General features: G+C 71.9%; 1 protein-coding gene and 1 pseudogene. Both read right to left on the bottom strand.

All coding sequences use genetic code 11. The features are described 5' to 3' along the window. Positions 1-209 (bottom strand): annotated as a pseudogene (locus tag G6026_RS01330) (formate hydrogenlyase); the annotation flags it as partial. Further along, positions 206-1,741 (bottom strand): proton-conducting transporter membrane subunit, encoded by a 1,536-nt coding sequence (locus G6026_RS01335; protein WP_107755608.1) that lies wholly within the window; start codon positions 1,739-1,741, stop codon positions 206-208. The pseudogene G6026_RS01330 and the gene G6026_RS01335, both read right to left, overlap by 4 nt. Between the last annotated feature and the right edge of the window lie 167 nt (positions 1,742-1,908).

Here is a 1,908-nt window from a genome sequence, read left to right on the forward strand (position 1 = left end):
CCCACGAGCAGCCACGGCACGTCGAGCGGGAGGCCCCCGCCCGCCCCGGGGGCCACGGTGAGCAGGATCGCGGGCAGGCACGTGAGGGGGGCGAGGCGGATCAGCAGCATCGACAGACCACCCGGGACGCGGCGCGTGGCCAGGATCCCCAGTCCCGCGGCGACCAGGAGGGGGAGCAGGAAGGTCGCGGTCCACAGGGCGGTGATCACGGGAACACCCCCCTCGCGATGAAGGTGGCCATGGCCAGCGGGGCGTAGGGGGCGGCGGCGACGATCCCGACGGCCAGGGAGAGACCGGCGGTGATGACCGCGGGGGCGAGGAGGGCGGCCGGGGCCTCGAGCCTCCGGCGGCGCCGCCGATCGGGTACGCCCGGTGATCCCTCGTGCGACTCCTCGGCACGGCGGAACCACATGGCCACCACGGGGGGCAGGAAGTACGCGCTGTTGAGCACCGCGCTGGCCACCAGGACCCAGATCACCCACTGGTTCTCCGAGTCGAGCGCTCCGAGCCCCAGTTCCCACTTGGAGATGAATCCCGCGACCGGGGGCACACCGATCATGCCGAACGCGCCGACGGTGAACGCGGCGCACGTCCACGGCATGCGCCGGCCCAGTCCCGCGAGGGCCGAGACGGTCTTGATCCCCAGGACCTCGGCGAACAGCCCGGCGCAGAAGAACAGGGTGATCTTCATGAGTCCCTGGTGCACGAGGTGGGCCAACCCGCCGGCGGTGCCCACTGCGGTGACCAGGGTGATCCCCAGCGTGATGTAGGACACCTGGCTGACGGTCGAGTAGGCGAGCCGCTTCTTGAGGTCGTCCTGGAACAGCGCGCGTACCGAGCCGTAGAGCACGGTGAAAGAGGCCAGGACGAGCAGGGGCGTCAGGACCCCGAGAGCGGAAGCCACCGCCACGCCGTACACGTCGTCGATCACGCGCACCAGGCCGAACACGCCCGCCTTGACCACGGCCACCGCGTGGAGCAGGGCGCTGACGGGTGCGGGTGCGACCATCGCGCGGGGCAGCCAGCCGTGGAGGGGGAACAGCGCGGCCTTGACGCCCAGGCCGGCGACCATGAGGGCGAAGATCGCGACGGCCGTGGCCGGGGAGTCCGTCGCGAGCGCGCCCACCGCCTCGACCCCGCCCGGGGTGAACTCGACGTCGCCGACCAGCGCGGAGAGCCAGACGATCCCGGTGAGCAGGCTGAGGCCACCGCCGAGCGTGTACAGCATGTAGAGGCGACCGGAGCGTCGCGCGGCCGCGGTGCCGTTGTGCACCACCAGCGGATAGGTGACCAGCGTGAGCAGTTCGTAGAACAGCAGGAACGTCACGAGGTTCCCGGAGAAGGCGATCCCGACGGTGGCGGTCACGCACAGGGCGAAGAACCCGAAGAACCGGCTGCGGTGCGGGCGGTCCTCGAGGTAGCCGATGGCGTACACGGTGGTCAGCAGCCACAGGAGGGACGACAGTCCGGCGAACAGCAGGGACAGGGGCTCGATGCGCAGGACGAAGTCGATCCCCGGCAGCAGCGCGGTCCGCCACTCCGGCCTGGCCCCGCCCACCACGACCGGCACCATCAGCGCGATGAGTCCCAGCTTGGCCACGGCGGCGCCGAGGTTGACGGTCGATCTCGAGCGGACTCCTCCCTCGGGGATGAGGAAGACGGCCACGGCGGTGAGGAGCGAGATCGCCAGCGGCGCCAGGACGAGCAGGCTGCCCGGCATGAGGTCCACGAGGTCCGTCATCGCGGGCCCCCCGGGGTCTGGCCGACGATCGCGAGCTCGGCGAGCGGGACGGCGGCGAAGGTCGCGCCGACGGTCACCAGGGCGAGCAGCAGCGGCAGTACGGTCACCACGCGCGGCAGGGTGGAGTGCGGGCGACCCGGTGCGGAGTCGATGCCGTCCTCGGCCGC

The organism is Dietzia sp. DQ11-38-2, from assembly GCF_014145055.1.
GTDB lineage: Bacteria > Actinomycetota > Actinomycetes > Mycobacteriales > Mycobacteriaceae > Dietzia.